Raw genomic sequence first — 22,600 nt, forward strand, 5'->3', positions numbered from 1 at the left:
CCCTTTAGCGCTACGCAACTTTCTGCCTGCGCGCGTTACCGCGCAGGCGTTTTCTTGTCGCTCCAATGATAACGCCATCCTTAAGTGACGCCCGTCACGGCCTCGCCAGGATTTTTGTTTAACTTTTGTTAAATTAAAATTAATTAATTGTGATTCTAAAAGGTTATTTTGATTTGAAAATGAAATTCTCCGCACAAGTGCTAGATTTAAAATAACCACAATATAAAAGCGGGACTTATCACTTGCCTGGGCAAATCACTGCGGGTGTTGAAGGCGATTTTACGCATAACAATCGCTGTTACAGGCGAGATAGCCGCTCAACGCCATCGGCGTTACCCGCCAAACTGTTCTGCCAATAACGAGGAGGTCGTAAACACAGGTTAGGTTGCTGTTTTCGCCACGTATCGATGGCGAATAACGACTGTGTTGTTTGTTTGTTTTTTTCATCGCGATACCTGATGTCCAGACTAAAAATAATCTTTAAGAGGACTTGAAATGCGCAATAACCAGCCAGTCACACAGCGTGAATATATTTTCGACAAGGACGCGACACTCATGTCAGTTACTGATGTGAATAGCCATATTGTGTACGCGAACGATGCATTTATTGAGGTCAGTGGGTTTGACCCGGAAGAGATAGAAGGCCAGCCGCATAATTTTGTTCGTCATCCAGACATGCCCGTTGAAGCATTTCGCGATATGTGGGAGACGCTCAAACATCAGGAACCCTGGACTGCGCTGGTCAAAAACCGGCGCAAGAATGGCGATCACTATTGGGTGCGCGCCAACGCCGTACCGATTGTGCGACAGGGGCGCACGACCGGGTATATGTCTGTACGTACACAACCGGCGCGACAGGAAGTTGAAGCGGCGGAAAAGCTGTATCAAACCATGCGCGAAGATACTCGCGGTAAAATCAAACTGCACAAAGGGGTACTGTTTAAACGCGGTCTGAGCGGTATTTTTTCTCGTTTTCGCCTGATCTCCATGCGCTGGCGGTTGCGCGGTATTATGGCGCTGGCGGCCCTTATCAGCTATGTCACCTTCTGGGCAATTCATAGTAATTTTGACTCGGATTTCTATATCTCCAGCGTCTTTATGACGGCGATGATGCTGGTGCTTGATGTGTTATTAGAGTGGCAATTAATCAACCCGATTGAGCGCGTCAGGCAGCAGGCGCTGGATATCGCCACCGGTAACACTAACACCATCCACTATGAAGATAGAGCGGATGAAATTGGCGCGATTCAACGCTCTATTGGCCAGTTAGGGTTAATGTTCCGCTGGTTGGTGGATGATATCAGCATGCAGGTTTTGAGTATTCGCTCTGCCAGCGACGAACTGGCCCACGGCAGTGAGGATATGAATAGCCATGCCGAACGTACCGCCGCCAACGTACAGCAAACCGCTGCGGCCATGAACGAAATTAACACCACCGTACAGACCAACACCGCAACCACCCGTGAAGCCAGCCAGCAAGCGGCAACCGCCAGCAATGCCGCCACCAGCGGCGGTAAAGTCATCCATGAGATGGAAAAAACCATGGACAGCATTGTCGCCAGCTCGGAGAAAATCGCCGGTATTACCTCGATTATCGATAACATCGCCTTTCAGACCAATATTCTGGCCTTGAATGCCGCCGTAGAAGCCGCGCGCGCCGGTGAGCAAGGGAAAGGTTTTGCCGTCGTCGCGGGCGAAGTGCGTAATCTGGCGCAACGCAGCGCCAGCGCAGCCGGTGAAATCAAACAGTTGATTGAAGCAAGCGTGGCGCAAGTTCGCTACGGCTCCAGCCACGTTCGGGAGGCGGGCGAAAGCACTCAGGATATCGTCTCTCGGGTAAACAGCGTTAGCCAGTTAATCGCCCACATTGCCGATTCAACCAAAGAGCAGACGGTCGGGCTCTCGGAAATCGGCCGCGCCGTGGAAGAACTGGAGCAAATTACCCAGCAAAATGCCACCCAGGTTAACACCTGCGCCTTGGCTTCCGATCAACTCAAACAGCAGGCACACCGGCTCGAGCAAGCTCTGCATGTCTTTCGTTAATACACGCCATGCGCCCCGCTGCCAGGGGCGCATGCTTTCTTCCACGCCCAGCGCCACGCCGTTGCATCACCGTGTGAACCCCGCAGGGGCCCGTAGCGTCATACTCGTCCTGCGGGCCGATAGCCTTTATTCTGCGCGTATTTCTTCCGCTCTCATGTATTTCGCTCTCATTGCAGTGCAGAGACGCCCGGTTGAAGTCGCGTCAGTAACATGGCCGTCTCCCCTTTGCGGTTATTGATTGTTTTACCGGCGGGGGATTGACCATGTTTTCTCTTCGGGGCAAGTGTTTATGTCTGATGTCATGATATCCCCGCGTTCACGCCTGGTGAACGTGTTACGCATGATGGCGGCGCTGGTGCTCACCGGCGTCCTGTCCGGCCTTGGCGGTATGCTATTGGCGCTCTTGTTACACAAAGTGCAGCATCTGGCGTACGGCTATAGTCTGGACAAGGTCATCAGCGATGAAAGTTTTCTGCAAGGTGTCACGCAGGCCCCGCCACTACGCCGCGTTCTGGCGCTGTTGGGGGCGGGGCTGATAGCGGGACTGGGCTGGTATGCGTTGTACCGTTATGGGAGAAAATTGATCGGTATCGCTGCCGCGCTTCAGGCGGAAAAACCGCTGATGCCCGTTGCCGAAACGGTCATTCATGCCTTGCTGCAAATCATTACCGTCGCGCTGGGGTCGCCGTTGGGAAGAGAAGTCGCCCCGCGTGAACTCGGCGCACTGGCCGCCAGCCGTCTGGGGCACTGGCTGAACCTCTCCTCCCCAGACACCCGATTATTGATAGCCTGCGGCGCCGGAGGTGGGCTCGCGGCGGTGTACAATGTGCCGTTAGGCGCAGCGCTGTTCGTGCTTGAAGCGATGCTGGCGCGTTTTCACCTCAAAGCCACTCTGTCCGCCCTGTTTACCTGTGCGCTGGCGGCCTTAATCGCGCGTCTTGGATTAGGCAATGAATACCAGTACCACCTGAATATGCGGCTGGATGTCAGTGACAATTTGCTGGTCTGGGCCCTGTTGACCGGCCCAATATTTGGCGTTGCCGCCACCCTGTTTGTCCGTATCACGCGTCAGGCGCGGCAACATGCGCCCCGGCATTCACGTATTATTCTGACCAAATCTGCTCAATTTCACCCTGCTCGGCCTGCTGGTCATCATCCTGCCGCCGTTGGCCGGAAACGGTAAAGGGCCCGCAGAGTTAAGCTTTACCAGCCAGTTGCCGGTTGGGTTGGCCATCATGGTATTGGTCGGTAAAGTCTTCATTCAGTGGAGTAGTTTGCGTTCCGGTGCGCAAGGCGGATTACTGACACCCGGCCTTGCTAACGGCGCGTTGCTGGCGCTGGTATTCGGTGCGCTATGGTCGGTGTTATTCCCGCATAACCAACCGGGTGCCTATGCGGTAATTGGCGCAGCGGCTTTCTTAGCCGCATCGATGAAAATGCCCATGACCAGCCTGGTGTTGATCATGGAGTTTACGCATCTTCAGGCCGACTTTATCGTACCGATTGCGCTGTGCATTACCGGTGCCGTGGCGACGCAGGCCTGTCTTGAAAAAACGGCTTTTTTTCAGCGCTGCCGATAAACCACGGCGATAAGCCGTAAGCAGGCGGCCGCCGCTTAAGGGGCCGCTTTCTCAATTTCATCAAATTTCTCAATTTCATCAAATTTCTCAATTTCATCAAAGTAGAGCAGCGAGTTCTCAATGCCCTGGCGCACATTGAGCACATGATTGCGCACCGCCACCAGCCGTTTTCCTTGCAACAGGATAACGAATGGCGAATTCTCTCGTATCGCTTGCTGCAACTGTAAATAATACTCGCGGCGTTGCGTGGGATCGCGCTCCGCTGAAGCGCTGCGGGTCAGTTGACTGAGCGCGGGCGCCAGCCAACCTAAGCGCGATGCCAGCGTATTCGGCCCGCCCGGTACACTGTAAGCGAACGCACTCGCATTGCTATTGGGGTCGATATAATCCGGGCCCCAGTAAGTCAGCACCGCCTGAAAGCGGCCGCTGCGCATACGTGTCCACAATTCACTTTCCACCACAGCCTGTACATCAACATGAATATCCGCCAGGGCAAAACTGCCTTGCAACGCCTGCGCAATGTCAACATACGGCGGTTGATTGACAACCAGTAACGTAAACCGGCTACCTGCGGCGATACCGGCTTGCGATAAAATCCGCTTCGCCCGCGCGACATCAAGATGGAAGGGTTTATCTCTCGCCGCCCCGTCAAACCCGCGCGGTAAAAAATTCTGCTGCACCTGATATTGATGTTTGAGCAACCGATGGGCAATCGCTGCGTAATCCACCAGCCAGCGCGCCGCTTGCCAAAACGCCGGATGACCGAGAAACGGTGACGCGTTATCGCGCGTATTGAAGCCCATGTAATAAATTTTCGCGCCGTCAGCCACATTCACATTGATGCCCGGCTGCTGTTCCAGCGCGCTGAACCGATCGGCACCGAGATCGTAGGCCACATCCACATCGCCTTGCAGCAATAGCAGACGCCGTACGCCAGGGTCTGCGACATCTTTCAAGATAACCTGAGGCAGTCTGGGCGGGTGTGCCGCGTAAGGATTACGCTCCAGCAAGAGCGCCTGCTGTGGGTAATAGTGCCGAATGTGGTAGCTACCGCTGCCTGCCGAGTGCGTTTTCAGCCAGACATTCGCCCAATCGCCGTCCTGACTGTGTTGCTTGAGCAAATTGCTGTCCACAATTCGCGCCACGGACGAAGATAACAGATGCAGCACCCGATCGCTGCCAAGGTTGCCAGCCCAGCGGAGCACGACCCGATGATCGTCAATTTTGCGCACCTGCTCATCCATATTCTCCGCTCGCCACCCCAGCTCATTGAGAATGAAAATCGGCGTCTTATTGAGCGTTACCGCACGGCGCAATGAGTAAACCACATCATCCGCCAGCACCGGATTGCCAGAGGCAAACACCGCATTCGGATCAAGGCTGAAAATCAGGCTATTTGGCTCGTGCCCCTCATGCCAGGACAACGCCAAATCAGCGGCCAGCATCGTCGGTTGCGTGCGATTGACTTTTACCAGCCCCTGATAAAGCGCATCCAGACAGCTGTTGCTGACGCTCTCAAAGCTTTCGGCGGGATCAAAGCTGAGAACGCCATTCAGAGAGATGGCGACCACCAGGGTATTGTCCGGCGTTGCGGCTTTGGCGGGTATGCCGGTCAGCCATGTGATTGTCAGCCAAAGCGCCAACCATGCCTTTCTCATTGTGTGGTCCTGTCTATCCTGACTGCTGCCAATGCGCCTGCAACGGCGTCCTGAATACGATGTAGTGCTAATACGGTGTAGTGCTATGCGTTAGCCGCGCGCTGTTGCGGACGCGGTATTGCAGATAACGGCAAAGAAAACGTTTGCTCACCCCGGCTGTAAACGCCCGTTTTTCAGCCAGAGCAGTTGATCGCACATATGCTGTACGACGTGGCAATCATGGCTGACCAGAATAATGGTCAACCCTTCTTGCTCACGCAGCGTACTTAGCACATTCAATACCTGCGCCTGCCCTAATGTATCCAGCGCCGAGGTGGCCTCATCAAGCAACAGCAATGTCGGACGCAGCAATAAAGCGCGTAATAACGCTACCCGCTGGCACTGCCCGCCAGATAACTGATGCGGGTAGCGCGCCAATAACGACACCGGCAGCCCGAGCATCTCGGCAAGTTGCCCTATCTGCCCGTCGATATCCATCTCGCCTTGACGCTTTAGCGGTTCACTCAGCGTTTTATACACACTGTAACGAGGATGCAGTGACGCGCACGGCTCCTGAAACACCATTTGCACCCGGTAACGCAGCGGCGCAGCAAAAGGACGGCCCGGTGTAATAGGGCACCCGAGCAACGTCAGCGCACCTGACCAGCACGCATTCAGCCCCGCCAGCGTCCACAGTAGCGATGATTTCCCGCTCCCGGATGCGCCAGCAACGCCCAGACATGCGCCTTGCGCCAGACTAAAACTGGCATCATGGATAATCGGGTGGCGTTTTCCGTGCTCACCATACGCCACACACAGATGCTGTGCCGTGACAGCCAGTACGTTATTCATACAACATCTCTTGCGGTTTCGGCCCCAGCGGCTTTCCGCGCGTGTGCAACCCCGGTTGGGATTGCCATAACGCCTGCGTGTAGGGATGCGTGGCGTGCGGTAATTGCGACGCGGGCAGCTCATCCACGCGTTGCCCATTTTTCATCACCACGATGCGCGAACAATGGTTCATGACCAGCGGCAGATCGTGACTGATTAACAACAGCCCCATGCGATGCTTGTGGAGTAAATGATCCAACAGCGAGAGCACCTGTACGCGGGTTTCTCGATCCAACGCAAACGTGCGCTCATCGATAATGAGTAAATCGGGGCGGGTAATCATCGCCATTGCCAGCATCACCCGCTGCGCCATGCCGCCGGAAATCTGGTGCGGATACGCTTGCAGCACATCGCCCGGCCCGGTCAGCCCCACCGCATTCAAACTCTCCTGCACCCGTTCACGTCGCTCACGTCGGGACAGCGCGGTATGCAATCGTAGCGGCTCTTCTAACTGCCAGCCGAGAGTCCGCATCGGGTTAAGCGCCTGCTTCGGGCCTTGCATCACCATTGGCGATACGCCGGGCGCGCAATTGCCGCCACTGCCGGGCGCTCAATCCCATGACATTTTGTCCGGCAATCATCAAGCGCTCGGCACGCAAACGACAGCTCGGCGGTAACAGCCCCATCAACGCGCAGGCCAGCAACGACTTACCCGCGCCGGACTCCCCCACCAACGCGACTCGCTCACGCTGCATGGTAAACGACAAGCCTGAAACCAGCGGGGCGGCATCAGGCACATCGCTCTCAATACACAGTTGTTCAATATCCAACAGCAATGGTTCAGTTTCTGTCATAACGCGGGTCCAGTCGGTCACGCAATGTGTTGCCCAGTAGGTTAAACAGTAAGCTGGTGAGGAAAATCGCCACGCCAGGCACCGTCGCCACCCACCACTGCTCAAACATCACGCTGCTGCCCTCTGACACCATCGCGCCCCACTCGGCCATCGGCGGCGGAGCCCCGACACCAAGAAAACCCAGACCCGCCGATGCCAGTATCATGTTACCCGGCGTCATTGCCGCTCGAGTTAACGCCCCCGGCAGGCATAACGGCAGCATCTGTCCATACATCAGCCGCCATCCATCGATGCCCTGCATGCGGGCGGCGGCCAGAAAATCGCTGCGGCGTAACGCCATCACCTCAGCCCGCGCCTGCCGTGCAAATTGCGGCCAGGCCGTCAACGCCAGCGCTAACGCACTGTGCCATATTCCCGGCCCCATCACCGCAACCAGCGCTAATGCAATCACAAGCCCAGGCAGCGCCAGCGCAATATCGGTCAGGCGCATTAATAGCCGGTCAGTCCATCCGCCGACATAACCGGCGACAATACCCACCAGTAAGCCAACCGGGATGGTTATCAGCAGAATCAGCGCGACCATCATCAGCGCCGGGCGCGTGCCGTAGATGACTCTGGAGAGCACATCGCGGCCAAAACCATCGGTGCCCAGCCAGTGTGACGCGCTCGGTGGATGCAGCCGTTGCATCACATTTTGAACATAGGGGTCTGAGGGAGCCAGCCAGGGCGCAAACAGCGCCACGGACACCACCAGCGCCAGCAACAGCAGACAGATATTCAGGCTGTTGATGACCCGCTGCCAGCGGCGGCGCGCCGGACGGGTTGCATAAGAAGGTGACAGGTATCTCATCGGGTGCGGGGGTCCAGCAATAAAATCAACGCATCGGCCAGCGTATTCAGCACAATAAAACAGATGCCAATCAACAAGGTTGCGCCGAGAACCGCTGGTATATCCGCAGCAAACAGCGCCATTGTCAGATAACGGCCGACACCCGGCCAGGAAAAGACCGTTTCGACTAATATGGCGCCCTCCAGCAGGCTGGCATAAGAGAGCATCAACACCGTTATCATCACCGCATGGATGTTTGGCAACACGTGAAACAGCAATATCCGCAGAGGGCTGGCACCCAGCGAGCGCGCCAGCATCACATATTCCTTTCCGCACTCTTCCAGAATGGCAGTACGTAGCATACGGGCAATGCCCGCCATCGCGACTAACCCTAAAACGCCGGCAGGCAGCCATAAATGCGCCAACGCATTACGCAGCATGGCAGAATTGCCGCTGCGCCAACTGTCCAGCAGCACGAACCCCGTTGGCCACTCGGCACTGTATTGATACACATCATCCAATCGTCCAGGCCCGGCAGACCAGTTCCAGTGGGCGTAAAATAGCCATAAACACAGCAGGCTTATCCAAAACACCGGCACGGAATAACCTATCAGGGCGATAAAACGCATCAGGTGATCGAGCACGCCGCCGGGTTTCAGCGCGGAAATCAACGCAAGCGTAATCCCACCGATAAACCCGATGACGATGGCACAGCTGGCCAATTCAAAGGTGGCGGGAAAAGTACGCAGCAAATCTTGCAACACCGGTTGCCCAGTGGTGCGCGCCGTGCCGAAATCACCGTGTAACAAGGCGCTCAGATAATGCCAGAATTGCAACCACAGCGAGTGGTCCAACCCAAGCTGTTGGCGGGTTTGTTGATAGGTTGATTCACTGGCGTGCTCACCGGCAACAGGTAACGCCGGATCAATCGGTGCCAGATGCGTCAGCAGAAAGGTAAAAAAAAGTAGGCCAAGCACTGTCAGACACAGCGATACCATAGCGCCCAGCATACGGCCGGGGCGAGACAGCGCTCCCCATAAGGGTTGGAAAAATGCATTCATTCGCGCAGGCCTTGTCTGTCACCAGAACGGCGACGCCGGGACGTGATACGTTGGCAGCATGGTATCACCACTGCCCGCGATGCGGTATAGACAACTATGCAGACAGCTATATAGACACCCATATAGACAACTACAGGGTCTTCGGGATGAACCGTTAAGCAACGGTATTGAATATCCCAGGCTGCCAGCGCTAAACGCGTCGGGCGATTGCCGCTGCCAAAGCAGCGCGATAGGTGATGAGGCCGAACTGCCGCGATGGTCTATTTGTCTTGATAATCTGTCTGTCTTGATAACCGCTTATCTCTCTCACGGTATTCGGTCACGGCATTCAGGCTATGCAGGCTCGGCGGGAAAACCACGCTGCAATTCGCGCACTCGCTGCGCCAGCTCGGTCAGGCTGGCATCCGCCATACCGTAATGCTGTAACTCTTGCTCCAGAGCAAACAGGTATTGCGCATTGGTGCCCAACGGCCCGCTGGCACGCGCGATGAGAGGCGCGATGCTATGCACGCATGTATCGGCTTCCAATAGCGGATGCTCAGGGTTGGTGACAAACACCAACGCGGTCAGCGGCTCACCGTCATGACGTTGTAATTCACACCATAACGGGCGGTAACAGCCGGTGAGCATTTCGCGTTTCCATAATAGCTCAAGCTCCTCTTGCAATGAGCGCTCCGGCAAACGGTAGGCAAGCCCGGTGGTTTCACCACCCGGCTTTAAGCCCAGCATCCTTCCTGGCTGACTGTGCGTGCCCCGCCCGGCAGTCAGGCGCAGGCAAAAGGTACGATGCCAGCCGGTGAGCGTGGCAACGCACGCTTCTTCGGCGTCAAATACCGGGTTCCACATCAACGAACCGTAACCAAATACCCACACCGGGCTTCGATCGGGGCGAGAAGCTAACGTACACGCCAGTGACGCAGCACGTTGCTGCGGGGTCAGCAATAAGGATTCATCAATCTTGCCAAACGAGGTTTTACAATCTGCTTTTTGCAAAAAATCACGCGTTAACACTACCTACTGCCCTCACCAAAACATTCCCACTCTCTGACTATCGCGCCAGCGCTCATTTTGACCGATATTCAACCCTGTAATCAACGCAGGTATTGTTTATTTCTACGGCAAAAAATCGCTAACCTTTACGAGAAAAGTGAAATACAGGCATCAGGCCCGTATCATCGCGGCGTGTTTTTTTGGTCGTAAAGACACAAACCGCCGGTGCAAAACGTCAGATTTTGTAAAAAGTAACATTACGTTTGATTTATCAATCAAAAACCATAAAAATAGACACATAAAAACAAATAATAACCAAAATAAATCTATTTATTTTAAAATTAAAAATATTAATTTTTTTAAAAAACAATGAATTGAATTAAAATTAAACAAAAAATAAAGACATAGAAATTAATACAACAAAATGCACTATTAGTGCAGTAAAACCCCCTCATTTACTTTCCGTCTGATAACGCATCAGACAGGCTATGCTGAATATTCAGGTAACAGACCATCATCATGCATAAGGAGCGACAACCATGCCAACCTCCTGCGAGGCGGTAAAAACCCGTCACCACGAATACACCCTGCTGTTCCCGTTATTGGCACTCCTGGTGCTGGCCTTATGGGGAGATAACCGCTCACTGGCGGCGATGCTGGGCATTAACCTGCTGGCGCTTATCGGTATTCTGGCGAGCGCCTTTAGCGTGGTGCGCCATGCCGACGTGCTGGCGCATCGTCTTGGCGAGCCCTATGGCTCACTCATCCTGAGCCTGTCGGTGGTGATTCTGGAGGTCAGTTTGATTTCCGCGCTGATGGCAACCGGCGATGCGGGCCCCACGCTGATGCGCGATACGCTCTACTCCATCATCATGATAGTCAGTGGCGGTCTGGTTGGTTTCGCGTTGCTGCTCGGCGGACGAAAATTCGCGACGCAATATGTGAATCTGGGGGGAATCAAACAGTATTTGATGGCCATTTTCCCACTGGCTGTGCTGGTACTGGTGTTTCCGGCCTCACTGCCGCAAGGCAATTTCTCCGTTACGCAATCCATTATCATCGCGCTGCTTTCCGCCATGATGTACGGCGTTTTCTTGTTGATTCAGACCCGAACGCACCAGAGCCTGTTTGTTTATGAGCATGAAGATGAAAGCGATGATGGCGACCCGCACCACGGTAAACCATCAGCCCACAGCACGTTATGGCATACCTGCTGGTTGCTGGTGCATCTGGTGGCCGTCATCAGCGTGACCAAAATGGACTCGCCACAGCTCGAAGGATTGCTCGACGCCATGCACGCACCGGCACAGTTCACCGGTTTTCTGGTGGCGCTGTTGATTCTGTCCCCGGAAGGGCTGGGCGCGATTACTGCGGTGTTGCGTAATCAGGTTCAACGCGCCATGAACCTGTTTTTCGGCTCGGTGCTGGCGACCATCTCCCTCACTGTACCGGCTGTCACACTGATAGCGACGTTTACTGGCCGCACGCTCGATTTCGCGCTCGACATGCCGCACATCGTGGTCATGCTAACCGTGCTGGTGCTGTGCCATATTTCGTTTTCGACCGGGCGCACCAACGTCCTGAACGGCAGCGCACATCTGGCATTATTTGTCGCTTACCTGATGACCATCATGCTCTGAGTAATGGGCGGGCGTTCACCGCCTCGCCCATCGGTTGATAACATGGCGGGAAAAAGCGCTTTTCCCTTGATTTACCGCTGGATCTGCATCAAAAAACAGGCGTATGGTATCGGCGTTGAACGGTACCGCTGGCCGGGCGGTACAGGTGCCCCGCCTGATGCTCCGCGCCATAGGTATTCGCTCTGGCCGTGACGGGCCGCTATCGACCCGCCTGTTTTTCATTGCCTGGTCTTGTTTTTCCATGAAATCACACCGAATTAACGGCATCAGACCGTTCAGTGCGCTAATTGAAGCCTGCTGGCGGGAAAAATACACGCTGCCTCGTTTTATCCATGATGTTATTGCCGGTATTACTGTCGGGATTATCGCCATTCCGCTGGCCATGGCCCTGGCGATCGCCAGCGGTGTTCCGCCACAGTATGGCCTTTATACCTCTGCGATTGCCGGGCTGGTTATTGCGCTGTGCGGCGGCTCTCGTTACAGCGTATCCGGCCCGACGGCCGCTTTTGTCGTCATTCTTTATCCGGTCTCCCAGCAATTTGGCCTCTCAGGGTTGTTGCTTGCCACCCTGCTTTCCGGCGTTTTTCTGGTGCTGATGGGAATGTGCCGTCTGGGTCGGTTGATTGAATATATTCCGCTGCCGGTGACGCTCGGTTTTACCTCCGGTATTGCGATAACCATTGCCACCATGCAGGTAAAAGACTTTTTTGGCCTGACGCTGACCCATGTGCCTGAGCACTACACCGAAAAAGTGATCGCACTGGTACAGGCGTTACCGACGTTGAATATCGGCGACACCTTAATCGGCACAACCACGCTGCTGGTGCTGATTGTCTGGCCAAAATTCGGCATCCGTGTTCCGGGGCACCTGCCTGCGCTGCTGGCTGGCACCGCCGTGATGGCCGCGCTGTCATCATTTCATATTGACGTTGCCACCATTGGTTCCCAGTTCAGTTACCTGCTGGCCGACGGCGCTCGCGGGCAAGGTATTCCGGCTATTTTGCCGCAGTTTATACTGCCCTGGCAGCTACCCGCGCAAGACGGGCACACCACGACAGTCAGCTGGCACACCGTGTCGCAGCTGTTGCCTGCGGCATTCTCAATGGCGATGCTCGGGGCGATTGAATCACTGCTGTGCGCAGTGGTGCTCGATGGCATGACGGGGCGGAAACACCATCCGAGCAGCGAACTCCTCGGACAAGGCATAGGAAATATTATCGCGCCATTTTTCGGCGGCATCACCGCCACCGCTGCTATCGCCCGCTCGGCGGCCAACGTTCGCGCGGGTGCCAACTCGCCGATAGCCGCCGTTATCCATGCGCTGCTGGTACTGCTCTCGCTGTTGGTGCTCGCCCCCTGGCTCTCTTATCTGCCGCTTTCGGCAATGGCGGCGCTGCTCTTGCTGGTTGCCTGGAATATGAGTGAAGCACATAAGGTGGTGGATATTCTGCGCCGTGCGCCGCGTGACGACATTCTGGTTCTGCTGTTGTGCATGGCCCTCACCGTGTTGTTCGATATGGTGATAGCCATTACCGTCGGGATTGTCCTGGCGTCCCTGCTGTTTATGGGCAATGTTGCCCGCATGACCCGGTTAAGTGAGTTGCCGGGCACGCTGGCCGACCACCGTCTGGTGCTGCGCATCAACGGGCCATTGTTCTTCGCTGCCGCCGAGCGCCTGTTTAGCGAATTAATGGAGCGAGCCGCCCCTTATCCGACCGTGATTTTGCAATGGGATGCTGTCTCGGTGCTGGATGCCGGTGGGCTCAATGCCTTTCGGCGATTCGTTGAATTACTGCCGGCGGAGAAACAGCTGATTATTACTGATATTCCGTTCCAGCCGTTAAAGACGCTGGCACGGGCTAATATATCGCCTATCGCTAATCGGCTGGTATTTTGCGCGACGCTTGAGCAGGCGTTACATGACACCGCGCCGCACAGCGCGGATGAGCGCTAATACGCCCTACCACACATACGCCCTACCACACCGGGGCGATACAGACCCCGGTGTGCCGCACGCTATGGGTGAACGAGGGCCGATGCCCGACGCACCGACAGGCACTCGGCCTGCTGAGTTAACGCCAGTGCATAATCACGACAGGCCGAGTCTATCGCCTGCAATTGCTCGCCAGAGAGCGCATAAGGCAGCCGGATATCCAGTTCGGCAACCCCTTGCTGCTGCGCCAGCGCGATTAAGCGCGCAAGATTGGTTTCATCACTGGCCTGGGTGGATAATACCTGCATCGCCAGTTCATGCAGTTTGTCGTTGCGGCTAATCTGCGGTTGCCCGGTGGATTTCGTCACCATGCCGAAAACAGGCAATACGCCATACAACGCATCGGTAAAACGCCAGCGTTTGCGGCACAGTGCGCCAAGGTAGGCGGTATAATCGATACATATTTTTTCCGGGGAGCCCACAGGCCCAGAACGAGCCGCTTCCATCCTTTCTCTCCTTTCCGTCAAACCGTCAGCGCGACGCCTTTTCATCTTAACCATTACAACGTAAAAAGGATTATTAAGGTATAGTGTCACCGATAATTGTAGAGCGATCGGGCGAAAGCAACGATTTTTCTGCTGGCAATGCGATCCAGCGCACCTTGCATCAGTGCCTTTTGCTGCGTCGGTATTTTTTGCTGTGTGATGTTGGCGCGCATACGTTAGCCATGGTTTAGTCGCCACGCAGTAATATCCACCGATGTGGTTGGCCGTTTGTTTTGAGTGGAATGTCATGTATAGAGTGGTTTTTGTTGAAGATGATCCAGAGGTTGGCAAGCTTATCGCCGCGTACCTGGGTAAACATGATATTGACGTACGCATCGAGCCGCGCGGAGATAACGCGCTGGCGTTCATCGATCAGCAGCAGCCGGACCTGGTGTTGCTGGACATTATGTTGCCCGGTAAAGACGGCATGACGCTCTGCCGGGAGCTGCGTCCACGCTTCAACGGCCCGATTGTGTTGCTCACGTCGCTCGACAGCGACATGAACCATATTCTGTCGCTGGAGATGGGTGCGGATGACTATATACTGAAAACGACGCCACCGGCGGTATTGCTGGCGCGCCTGCGGCTGCATTTTCGTCAGTACGCCAACACACCGCAGCCAACGGCAGAGAAAAACGAGCCGGTACAAACACAGGTTCAGGTACACAAATCGTTGCATTTCGGTTTGTTGTGTATCGATCCGGTCAACCGGGATGTCACTCTGGCTGATGAAAACATCGCCCTGTCAACGTCCGACTTTGACTTACTCTGGCTACTGGCGACCCATGCCGGGCAAATCATGGACAGGGAAGCGTTGTTAAAAGCCCTGCGCGGCGTCAGCTATGACGGGATGGATCGCAGTATTGATGTAGCGATTTCCCGGCTGCGCAAAAAACTGCACGACAATGCGCTAGAGCCGGTGCGCATTAAAACCGTACGTAACAAGGGATATCTGTTTGCCCCCAATGCCTGGGAGACGATCACGCCATGAAAAAACTGTTCGTACAGTTCTTTCTGTTGCTCTTCGCCAGTTTTTTGGTCATGACGCTGATGGTGGGGCTGGTGTACAAAGTGACCGCCGAGCGGGCGGGCCGCCAGTCAATGGATGACCTGATGAAAAGCTCGCTGTACCTGATTAATAACGAGCTGCGCTCCATTCCGCCACGCGAGTGGCACAAAACCATCAACCAGATGGATCTGAACCTCTCCTTTAAGCTTCACATCGAACCTATCAGTAAATATCACCTGAGTAATCAGGCACAACAGCGCTTGATTCAGGGCGAAATCGTCGCACTGGATGACGAATACACCTTTATTCAACGCATTCCCCGTAGCCACTATGTTCTGGCGGTCGGGCCGATTCCGTATCTGTTCTTTTTGCATGAAATCCGGCTGGTCAATTTACTGTTCCTGGTGCTCATTGGCCTGTCGCTGGCGCTACCCGTATTTTTGTGGATGCGCCCGCACTGGAAAGCGATGCTGCAACTAGAAAGTGCCGCCCAGCGCCTCGGTGATGGCCATCTTGAAGAGCGCACCCATTTTGATAACACCTCAAGCCTGTTTCGTCTTGGCGTGGCGTTCAATCGCATGGCGGATAATCTCAATCAGCTCATCAGCAGTAAAAAGCAACTCATCGACAACATTGCCCATGAGTTGCGTACCCCTCTGGTACGGTTACGCTATCGTTTAGCCATGAGCGATAACCTGAGCGACGACGAGCAGGAGGCTATCAATCGTGATATTGGGCAACTTGAAGGGTTAATCGACGAACTCCTGACCTATGCCCGCCTTGACCGGCCACAGGTGACGCTGCATCTGGAAGCGATCGATTTATCGCAGTGGCTGCAAAAACGTATTGACGATTTTCGTCTGGTGCATGATGACAAGCACATTGAACTGGATATCAATAGCCACCACCCTTTCGGTTATGTCGATCTCCGGTTGATGGAGCGCGTACTGAATAATCTGGTCAATAACGGATTACGGTTTTGCCAACAACGCCTGCGCGTTGGGTTAACGCTTGATGCACGCACCGCGTGTCTGCAAGTCGAGGATGACGGCCCCGGTATCGCCCCCGAAGATCGCCAGTCGGTATTTGAACCCTTTATCCGCCTTGAGGCCGGAATAGAAAACAGCAGCGGCGGCTGTGGGTTGGGGCTGGCGATTGTCTCTGCGATTGTGCGCGCCTATCAAGGCACGATTTCCGTTGATAGCAGCCCGTTAGGTGGCGCGCGCTTTAAATTTTGCTGGCCGATCATCGAGCAAAAACCGGCCACCTCACTCACCGCCGATGGGATTGTACAATCCGTTACACGCGGAAACCAAACACTCACAGATCGCTAGCTTATGTTCTCCTATGCTTCATTCATCGGGCCACCTAAGGGTTCGAAACCTAAACTGGATGATGAGGAATTTAAGATGAACAAGTTTTTAGTGATGATCGCAGGTGCGGCTCTGGGTCTGTCCTCCGTCGCGTTTGCCGCTGGCACCACTGCCCCGGCTGCTGCTCCTGCCGCCGCGCCTGCTGCCGCCGCGCCAGCAAAAGCTGACGACGCCAAAAAACCGGTAAAAAAAGTAGAGAAGAAAAAGGCCGAACAGAAATCTCAGGCAAAGAAAAAAGCTAAAAAAGCCAAAAAACCTGCTGCCCAGAAAGCACAGGCCACCAAAAAAGTGAAAAAAGCTAAAAAACCTGCCGCCCAGAAAGCACAGGCCACCAAAAAAGTGAAAAAAGCTAAAAAACCTGCCGCCCAGAAAGCGCAGGCTACCAAGAAAGTGAAAAAAGCTAAAAAACCTGCCGCTCAGAAAGCGCAGGCTACCAAGAAAGTGAAAAAAGCCAAAAAACCTGCCGCTCAGAAAGCGCAGGCTACCAAAAAAGTGAAAAAAGCTAAAAAACCTGCCGCTCAGAAAGCGCAGGCCACCAAAAAAGTGAAAAAAGCTAAAAAACCTGCCGCTCAGAAAGCGCAGGCTACCAAAAAAGTGAAAAAAGCTAAAAAACCTGCCGCCCAGAAAGCGCAGGCCACCAAGAAAGTGAAAAAAGCTAAAAAACCTGCCGCCCAGAAAGCGCAGGCTACCAAGAAAGTGAAAAAAGCTAAAAAAGCGAAAGCCGCAGCGCCAACTGCCGCTTAATTCACCAAAGTGATAATTAATGGTCATGGTTCCACGGTAGTAACCGCAATATCGCTCTACTACCGACCTGACAATAGCGTTATCAAACACCCGGTTCGCCGGGTGTTTGTTTCATGGAGGACTGAATAATGCTGCGGCGTTACTCATTCGAAATTATGTTGTCCCTCCTGCTTATCTGCGCGCTGGTCATTGTGTTGTTTTTCCTTTAAGTGGGTGTCACATCACAAGCGTAAGCAAATCAGACATCGGGTCTTCAATTCATTCGACCAACACAAGCCTGACACACCCGCCTTCTCTGCCTTACTCAGGCATGTTGTGTGAGTACCGGATTGATGACTTAATATGCGGTATTTCATTTTTTAAAGGCTCGTTATTCATGCGCATATCCGCCTGGTTACTGTGTTCCCTAATCATGCTGTCCCCCTTCGTCTGGGCCGATAGCGACTCGTCAACAATGACGGAACAAGAAAAACAAACCCTATTCTTTAACCATGATGATCGTGACCAGGTCACTGACACCAGCCAGTGGCCCTGGCAGGCAATCGGCCAGTTGGAAACCGCCAGCGGCAATCTTTGCACCGCCACGTTAATTTCCCCACATCTGGCGCTTACGGCCGGTCATTGCCTTGTCGCGCCGCCCGGCGTGCCGGATAAACCGGTTGCGCTGCGTTTTATGGCCACCGCAGAGCAGGGATGGAAGTATGAAACCAGCCAGATTAGCGCGCTGTCGAATAAAAAACTCGGTAAGTTACTGAAAGCCGACGGCGACGGTTGGATAGTGCCGCCCAAAGCTGCACCGTGGGATTTTGCCTTAATTCACCTCAAAGACACCCCGCCGGGCATTCGCCCTTTACCACTCTGGCAAGGCACGCAGGATGAATTCAAAGCCGCGTTAACGCAGGCAGAACAGCGGGTGACTCAGGCGGGATACCCTGAAGATCATCAAGACGAGCTGTACCGTCACCAGAATTGCCTGATAACCGGCTGGGTAGACGACGCGGTATTGGCGCACCAGTGTGACACGCTACCGGGCGATAGCGGATCGCCGCTATTGCTGAAAACGGCCGGAAACTGGGTGCTGGTCGCGATTCAAAGCTCCGCCCCGGATGCCAGCGAGCGCAATGAGGACGATAACCGTGCCGTTGCGGTGAGCGCCATTCACCAGACATTGGCAACGATGTCCAAAGGGGTTGAGCGTTAAAACGCACAACCCCTCACCCGCGCGCGCTCGTCTCCCCGCAATCGCCCAGACATGGCCGATTGCGGGGATGACGACACCGGATTAACCGTCAATTTGCTCCATCGCCTGCACGATGCGTTTATCCGATATCGGGTAAGGTGTGCCGAGTTGCTGGGCAAAATAACTGACGCGCAGCTCCTCTATCATCCAGCGGACGGCTTTCACCTCCTCATCATCACGTCGCTCTGGCGGCAGTTTGTTCAGCCACTGCTGCCAGGCTTGTTGCACCTGCCCCACTTTGAGCATTTGCGCGCGATCGCGGTGAACATCCTGCGCCAGTTTATCCAGCCGCCGCTCAATGGCGTTCAGGTAACGCAGCACATCCGGCAGCCGCTGCCAGCCGTTATCGGTGACAAACCCGCGAAACACCAACCCATTCATCTGACTTTTAATATCGCCAAGGGCCAGCGCCAGCGCCATATCCACCCGGCCTTTAAGACGTTTATTGATGGTAAACACCGCCGTCAGAATCTGCTCAACCTGGCGGGCAATATCAACCACGGTGTCGTTGAGCTCCGCCCGCACCCGCTCATGCAACTGGCGAAAATCTGCTTCTTGCCAGGCCGGGCCACCGGCCTGTGCCATCAGTTTATCCACGCCACAGGCGATACAATCATCAATCAGTTCCAGCACTTTGCCATACGGGTTGAAATACAGCCCGAGTTTGGCTTTGTTAGGCAGTTTTTCATGCAGGTATTTAATCGGTGAAGGAATGTTCAATAGCAACAGGCGACGCTGGCCGCGCCACATCATTTGCTGCTGCTGGTGCGGCGAGTCAAACAGGCGAATGGCGACGCTGTCTTTCTCATCGACCAACGCCGGATAGGCTTTAACCGAATAACCGCCGCGTTTCTGTTCATAGCATTCCGGTAGTGAGCCAAAACTCCAGATGTGCAGATCCCGCTGTTCAATGCCGTCATCCGCCACCGCCGACAGCGTTTGCTGCACCTTATCCTGTAATTGCTCTTTTAACGCACGCAGGCTCTTCCCTTCGCGCAGCGCACGGTGCTTATCATCCACCACGCGGAACGTCATCTTCAGATGATCCGGCACCTGATCCCATTGCCAGCTGTCGCGATCGACACTCACCCCGGTCATCAGGCGCAGCTCGCGCTCCAGCGCATCCAGCAACGGCTTTTCCAGCGGTGTGACACGCGCCAGACAAGCGTCGGCATAATTGGGCGCCGGGACAAAATTACGCCGCACCGGTTTGGGCAGCGATTTTATCAGCGCCACAATCAAGGCGCTGCGAAGCCCTGGGATCTGCCATTCAAACCCCTCTTCTTGCACCTGATTGAGCACCGGCAACGGAATATGTACCGTCACGCCATCGGCATCGGCCCCCGGCTCAAACTGATAAGTCAGGCGTAAACGCAAATCGCCCTGCTGCCAGTAATTCGGGTAATCCAATGCGCTCACGCGCTGCGCGCCATCTTTAATCAGCATGGCTTTTTCGAAATTCAGCTGGTCAGGGTTGGTTTTCGATGCCTGCTTCCACCAGCTATCAAAATGACGCCCGGACACCACATCCTGCGGCAACCGTTGATCGTAAAACGCAAATAACGTGTCGTCATCGACCAGGATGTCACGACGGCGCGATTTGTTTTCCAGCTCTTCCACTTCCTGGCGCAGCGCCTGATTGGCGCGCAAAAACGCATGCCGGGTTTGCCAGTCGCCTTCCACCAGCGCATGGCGGATAAACAGCTCGCGCGATACTACCGGGTCAATCGTGCCGTAATTGACTTTCCGGGCCGCCACAATTGGCAAGCCATACAGCGTCACTTTTTCCTGCGCCATCACCGCCGCCTGCGCTTTCTCCCAGTGCGGCTCGCTGTAACTGCGCTTCACCAGATGCTGGGCCAGCGGCTCTACCCACTCCGGTTCAATGCGCGCGGCAATGCGCCCCCACAAGCGGCTGGTTTCCACCAGTTCAGCCACCATCGACCACTTGGGCGGTTTTTTGAATAAGCCGGAGCCGGGGAACAGGGCAAAACGGGTATTGCGCGCACCGCTAAACTCCTGTTTTTCGACATCTTTTTGCCCGATGTGTGATAACAGCCCGGTCAACAGTGCGCAGTGCAAACTGCGATAATCCGCCGGTTCACTGTTCACCGGGAAACCGAGCTCTTTCACGACCTGACGCAATTGCGTGTAGATATCCTGCCATTCGCGCACCCGTAGATAATTCAGGTACTCGGTGCGGCACAGTTTGCGAAACTGGCTCGAGGACAGGGCTTTTTGCTGCGCTTGCAGGTAATCCCACAGATTAACGAAAGCCTGAAAATCCGAGTCTTTATCGGCAAAGCGACGGTGTTTCTCTTCCGCCGCCTGCTTTTTCTCTGCCGGACGCTTTCGCGCGGGTCTTGAATCGACAATGCAGCGGTAATCACCATCGCTTCGCGCACACAACTGGTGTTTCGCGCTTCCAGCACCATCCGTGCCAGGCGCGGGTCGATGGGCAATTGCGCCAGTTGCCGCCCTTGTGCCGTCAGGCGGTACTGGCCATCTTCGCGAGTGTCAATCGCGCCGAGCTCTTCCAGCAGGCGAACGCCATCAAGAATGTTGCGTTTATCCGGCGCTTCAACAAAAGGAAACGCCGCAATATCGCCAAGCCCCAATGCCGTCATCTGTAAAATAACCGACGCCAGATTGGTGCGCAGGATCTCCGGGTCAGTAAAGGCCGGGCGCGAGAGAAAATCCTGCTCGTCATATAAACGAATGCAGATACCCGCCGCGACACGCCCGCACCGCCCTTTGCGCTGATTGGCCGAGGCTTGCGATATCGGCTCGATAGGCAGGCGCTGTACCTTGGTGCGATAGCTGTAACGGCTGATGCGCGCCGTACCGGGGTCTATCACATACCGAATGCCCGGCACCGTCAGTGAGGTTTCCGCCACGTTGGTCGCCAACACAATGCGCCGCCCGTGGTGGGAGTGAAACACCCGGTTTTGCTCCTGGCTGGAGAGCCGGGCATAGAGCGGCAGCACTTCGGTATGCGGCAGGTCGAGCTTATTGAGCGCCTCTGCCGTGTCGCGAATCTCACGCTCGCCGCTCATGAACACCAAAATGTCGCCCGGCCCTTCGTGGCACAGCTCATCCACCGCATCCAAAATCGCCTGCAACTGATCACGATCACTGTCTTGCGCCTCATCAACCACCGGGCGATAGCGCACCTCTACCGGATAGGTTCGCCCGGAAACCTCAATGATAGGCGCGTGATTAAAATGGCGAGAGAAACGCTGCGGATCGATGGTTGCAGAGGTGATGATCACCTTGAGATCCGGGCGTTTTGGCAGCAGTTGCCGTACATACCCGAGAATAAAATCAATATTGAGGCTGCGCTCGTGGGCCTCGTCAATAATCAGCGTGTCGTACTGCATCAACAGCCGGTCTTGCTGAATTTCCGCCAGCAAAATACCGTCGGTCATCAGTTTAACCAGCGTCGTGTCGCTGACCTGATCGTTAAAGCGCACTTTATAGCCAACGGTGTTGCCAGTCGTGGTTTCCAGCTCTTGTGCAATACGATCGGCAACGCTTCGCGCCGCCAGCCGACGCGGCTGGGTATGGCCGATGACACCGGTGATACCACGCCCCAGTTCCAGACACATTTTCGGCAACTGGGTGGTTTTCCCCGACCCGGTTTCCCCGGCAACGATCACCACCTGATTATCGCGGATCGCCGCCAGAATCTCCGCGCGCTTTTGGCTAACCGGCAATGACTCTGGGTAATGAATCGCGGGTAACGATGCCTGACGCTGCGCTACCTGCGCGCGCGCGCGCGCTATCTCCTGGCCGATTTCTTGCGCGATGGCCGTCTGCGCCTCGGCGTTACCCACTTTCATCGCCCCCTGTAAACGGCGGCGCAGACGCTGCTTATCGCGCAGCATGAGGGCATTCAGTTCAGGTTCTAACGCATGGAGAGGTGATGTCACGGTGCAATCCTTAACTCGTCTGGCAACTCAACAGGCGCATACGCGCCCTTTATGGGACGTTGATGGAACGTTGGCTTATGGCCGTCAGCGCTGATTGAGCCTATCTCGGCAATCACGCGACATTATCACGCGGCATTCGCCATACACGCAGCGCCGGGAATCAGCGGCATAAATTCTGCGGCGGGCATGGTATCACACTGATGGCGCAGGCTATACGTTTCCCCCTGATTTGCCGTCAGCGCCGCAGGCGTTCGCTATCGTCATTCAATAAAATCGAACAAAGATCTCGAAATATTGCGCTATCGTGTTGCCATTAACGCGCCTATGATGCCTTCATCCGGCGACAATCGTCGCTTTGT

At 55.0% G+C, this 22,600-nt stretch carries 14 protein-coding genes and 3 pseudogenes; 8 read left to right on the top strand and 9 right to left on the bottom strand.

What is annotated here, in order from left to right; translation table 11 throughout:
• Window positions 1-495: 495 nt before the first annotated feature.
• Together O1Q98_RS03540 and O1Q98_RS03545 are read left to right on the top strand one after the other, a co-directional pair.
• On the top strand, window positions 496-2,043 hold the full coding sequence (locus tag O1Q98_RS03540; protein WP_125259188.1) for a methyl-accepting chemotaxis protein: 1,548 nt from the start codon (window positions 496-498) through the stop codon (window positions 2,041-2,043).
• 289 nt (window positions 2,044-2,332) lie between these two features.
• Window positions 2,333-3,623, top strand: a pseudogene (locus tag O1Q98_RS03545) (chloride channel protein).
• 35 nt (window positions 3,624-3,658) lie between these two features.
• On the opposite strand, the gene O1Q98_RS03550 reads toward O1Q98_RS03545, so the two are convergent.
• The 6 genes and pseudogenes from O1Q98_RS03550 to O1Q98_RS03575 all read right to left on the bottom strand — a co-directional run bounded on the left by O1Q98_RS03550 (window position 3,659) and on the right by O1Q98_RS03575 (window position 9,846).
• Complete coding sequence (locus O1Q98_RS03550; protein WP_125259186.1) at window positions 3,659-5,281, bottom strand: ABC transporter substrate-binding protein; 1,623 nt, start codon at window positions 5,279-5,281, stop codon at window positions 3,659-3,661.
• A gap of 147 nt (window positions 5,282-5,428) precedes the next feature.
• On the bottom strand, window positions 5,429-6,112 hold the full coding sequence (locus O1Q98_RS03555; RefSeq protein ID WP_125259185.1) for an ABC transporter ATP-binding protein: 684 nt from the start codon (window positions 6,110-6,112) through the stop codon (window positions 5,429-5,431).
• Window positions 6,105-6,945, bottom strand: a pseudogene (locus tag O1Q98_RS03560) (ATP-binding cassette domain-containing protein). The gene O1Q98_RS03555 and the pseudogene O1Q98_RS03560 overlap by 8 nt, the downstream one beginning before the upstream one ends.
• On the bottom strand, window positions 6,932-7,795 hold the full coding sequence (locus tag O1Q98_RS03565; protein ID WP_125259183.1) for an ABC transporter permease: 864 nt from the start codon (window positions 7,793-7,795) through the stop codon (window positions 6,932-6,934). Before O1Q98_RS03565 ends, O1Q98_RS03560 begins: the two are co-directional and overlap by 14 nt.
• Window positions 7,792-8,835, bottom strand: a complete 1,044-nt coding sequence (locus O1Q98_RS03570; RefSeq protein WP_125259182.1) for an ABC transporter permease — start codon at window positions 8,833-8,835, stop codon at window positions 7,792-7,794. The genes O1Q98_RS03565 and O1Q98_RS03570 overlap by 4 nt, the downstream gene beginning before the upstream one ends.
• Before the next feature lie 333 nt (window positions 8,836-9,168).
• The gene (locus O1Q98_RS03575) at window positions 9,169-9,846 is read right to left on the bottom strand and encodes a gamma-glutamylcyclotransferase (protein WP_125259181.1); all 678 of its coding nucleotides are present in this window, start codon (window positions 9,844-9,846) and stop codon (window positions 9,169-9,171) included.
• A 518-nt stretch (window positions 9,847-10,364) separates the two neighbouring features.
• Between O1Q98_RS03575 and chaA the strand changes: the two genes are divergently transcribed.
• Both chaA and dauA read left to right on the top strand, forming a co-directional pair.
• A complete protein-coding gene (gene chaA, locus O1Q98_RS03580) occupies window positions 10,365-11,465 on the top strand; it encodes a sodium-potassium/proton antiporter ChaA (RefSeq protein ID WP_125259180.1) in 1,101 nt (366 codons plus the stop codon).
• A 241-nt stretch (window positions 11,466-11,706) separates the two neighbouring features.
• Window positions 11,707-13,419, top strand: a complete 1,713-nt coding sequence (gene dauA / locus O1Q98_RS03585; protein WP_125259269.1) for a C4-dicarboxylic acid transporter DauA — start codon at window positions 11,707-11,709, stop codon at window positions 13,417-13,419.
• A 62-nt stretch (window positions 13,420-13,481) separates the two neighbouring features.
• Here the strand turns inward: dauA and O1Q98_RS03590 are convergent, their stop codons facing one another.
• Together O1Q98_RS03590 and O1Q98_RS03595 are read right to left on the bottom strand one after the other, a co-directional pair.
• Entirely contained in the window at window positions 13,482-13,904 is a 423-nt protein-coding gene (locus tag O1Q98_RS03590; RefSeq protein ID WP_125259179.1) for a hypothetical protein, read from the bottom strand.
• An 86-nt stretch (window positions 13,905-13,990) separates the two neighbouring features.
• Window positions 13,991-14,116 (bottom strand): hypothetical protein, encoded by a 126-nt coding sequence (locus tag O1Q98_RS03595; RefSeq protein ID WP_269975662.1) that lies wholly within the window; start codon window positions 14,114-14,116, stop codon window positions 13,991-13,993.
• Between the two features lie 74 nt (window positions 14,117-14,190).
• Between O1Q98_RS03595 and rstA the strand changes: the two genes are divergently transcribed.
• The 4 genes from rstA to O1Q98_RS03615 all read left to right on the top strand — a co-directional run bounded on the left by rstA (window position 14,191) and on the right by O1Q98_RS03615 (window position 18,270).
• Window positions 14,191-14,934 carry a two-component system response regulator RstA gene (gene rstA / locus O1Q98_RS03600; RefSeq protein ID WP_125259178.1) on the top strand — a complete coding sequence of 248 codons (744 nt, stop codon included), beginning with the start codon at window positions 14,191-14,193 and terminating at the stop codon, window positions 14,932-14,934.
• Window positions 14,931-16,286, top strand: coding sequence for a two-component system sensor histidine kinase RstB (rstB, locus tag O1Q98_RS03605; RefSeq protein WP_125259177.1), 1,356 nt, complete (start codon window positions 14,931-14,933; stop codon window positions 16,284-16,286). The genes rstA and rstB overlap by 4 nt, the downstream gene beginning before the upstream one ends.
• Before the next feature lie 75 nt (window positions 16,287-16,361).
• Window positions 16,362-17,069 (top strand): acid resistance repetitive basic protein Asr, encoded by a 708-nt coding sequence (gene asr, locus O1Q98_RS03610; protein ID WP_125259176.1) that lies wholly within the window; start codon window positions 16,362-16,364, stop codon window positions 17,067-17,069.
• A gap of 376 nt (window positions 17,070-17,445) precedes the next feature.
• Window positions 17,446-18,270 carry a trypsin-like serine peptidase gene (locus O1Q98_RS03615; protein WP_125259175.1) on the top strand — a complete coding sequence of 275 codons (825 nt, stop codon included), beginning with the start codon at window positions 17,446-17,448 and terminating at the stop codon, window positions 18,268-18,270.
• Window positions 18,271-18,351: 81 nt separating this feature from the next.
• Here the strand turns inward: O1Q98_RS03615 and hrpA are convergent.
• Window positions 18,352-22,241, bottom strand: a pseudogene (gene hrpA, locus O1Q98_RS03620) (ATP-dependent RNA helicase HrpA).
• Window positions 22,242-22,600: the final 359 nt, after the last annotated feature.

Source organism: Dickeya lacustris, assembly GCF_029635795.1.
Classification (GTDB): domain Bacteria; phylum Pseudomonadota; class Gammaproteobacteria; order Enterobacterales; family Enterobacteriaceae; genus Dickeya; species Dickeya lacustris.

Excerpts from the sequence above, each read along its gene's own strand:
- O1Q98_RS03540 (WP_125259188.1), top strand. The coding sequence starts at position 496 with ATGCGCAATAACCAGCCAGTCACACAGCGTGAATATATTTTCGACAAG.
- O1Q98_RS03550 (WP_125259186.1), bottom strand. The coding sequence starts at position 5,281 with ATGAGAAAGGCATGGTTGGCGCTTTGGCTGACAATCACATGGCTGACC.
- O1Q98_RS03555 (WP_125259185.1), bottom strand. The coding sequence starts at position 6,112 with ATGAATAACGTACTGGCTGTCACGGCACAGCATCTGTGTGTGGCGTAT.
- O1Q98_RS03565 (WP_125259183.1), bottom strand. The coding sequence starts at position 7,795 with ATGAGATACCTGTCACCTTCTTATGCAACCCGTCCGGCGCGCCGCCGC.
- O1Q98_RS03570 (WP_125259182.1), bottom strand. The coding sequence starts at position 8,835 with ATGAATGCATTTTTCCAACCCTTATGGGGAGCGCTGTCTCGCCCCGGC.
- chaA (WP_125259180.1), top strand. The coding sequence starts at position 10,365 with ATGCCAACCTCCTGCGAGGCGGTAAAAACCCGTCACCACGAATACACC.
- dauA (WP_125259269.1), top strand. The coding sequence starts at position 11,707 with ATGAAATCACACCGAATTAACGGCATCAGACCGTTCAGTGCGCTAATT.
- O1Q98_RS03590 (WP_125259179.1), bottom strand. The coding sequence starts at position 13,904 with ATGGAAGCGGCTCGTTCTGGGCCTGTGGGCTCCCCGGAAAAAATATGT.
- O1Q98_RS03595 (WP_269975662.1), bottom strand. The coding sequence starts at position 14,116 with ATGCGCGCCAACATCACACAGCAAAAAATACCGACGCAGCAAAAGGCA.
- rstA (WP_125259178.1), top strand. The coding sequence starts at position 14,191 with ATGTATAGAGTGGTTTTTGTTGAAGATGATCCAGAGGTTGGCAAGCTT.
- rstB (WP_125259177.1), top strand. The coding sequence starts at position 14,931 with ATGAAAAAACTGTTCGTACAGTTCTTTCTGTTGCTCTTCGCCAGTTTT.
- asr (WP_125259176.1), top strand. The coding sequence starts at position 16,362 with ATGAACAAGTTTTTAGTGATGATCGCAGGTGCGGCTCTGGGTCTGTCC.
- O1Q98_RS03615 (WP_125259175.1), top strand. The coding sequence starts at position 17,446 with ATGCGCATATCCGCCTGGTTACTGTGTTCCCTAATCATGCTGTCCCCC.